We start from the raw sequence: 785 nt of genomic DNA, 5'->3' as shown, positions 1-785 counted from the left end.
TCGTAGTCGCTGTGCGCGTGCGCGCCGCGGCTTTCCTTGCGCGCCTCCGCCGACACCATCGTCGCGCGCGCCACTTCGATCAGGTTCTCCAGCTCGAGCGCTTCGACCCGCGCCGTGTTGAACACCTTCGACTTGTCCTTCAGGTGGATGTTTTCCACCCGAGCCTTCAGCTCGGCCATCTGCTCGACGCCTTCCTTCAGCAGCGCCGACGTGCGGAACACGCCCGCGTGCTTCTGCATCGTTGCGCGGATGTCGTTCGCGACGTCCTGCGTGTACTCGCCCGAGCTCGACTTTTCGAGCTTGTTCAGGCGCGCCAGCGAGAACTCGCCCGCATCCGCCGGCAGCGGCTTGTGTTCCTTCTGGTTCTTCACGTGCTGGACGATGTGGTTGCCGGCCGCGCGGCCGAACACCACCAGGTCCAGCAACGAGTTCGTGCCCAGCCGGTTCGCGCCGTGCACCGACACGCACGAGCATTCGCCCACTGCATAGAACCCGTTGATCGGCTCCTTGTGATCGCGCGACGTGCCGACGACCTGACCATGGATGTTGGTCGGGATGCCGCCCATCTGGTAGTGGATCGTCGGGACGACCGGGATCGGCTCCTTGATCGCGTCGACGTTCGCGAACTTCAGCGCGATTTCGCGGATCGACGGCAGACGCTTCATGATCGTCTCCGCGCCGATGTGCGACAGGTCCAGCAGCACGTGATCCTTGTTCGGACCGACGCCGCGGCCTTCCTTGATTTCCTGGTCCATCGATCGCGACACGAAGTCACGCGGCGCCAG

Annotated in this window: 1 protein-coding gene; it reads right to left on the bottom strand. The window is 64.5% G+C overall.

From position 1 onward, the window contains the following. Positions 1-785: FAD-binding protein (locus KDW55_RS29230; protein ID WP_212161896.1), on the bottom strand; the 785-nt coding region annotated here is incomplete at both ends.

It is taken from the genome of Burkholderia sp. AU19243, assembly GCF_018148075.1.
Lineage (GTDB): Bacteria > Pseudomonadota > Gammaproteobacteria > Burkholderiales > Burkholderiaceae > Burkholderia > Burkholderia latens_A.
Note: the sequence above shows the minus strand (reverse complement) of the source record. Positions and strands in the feature narration are given on the sequence as shown.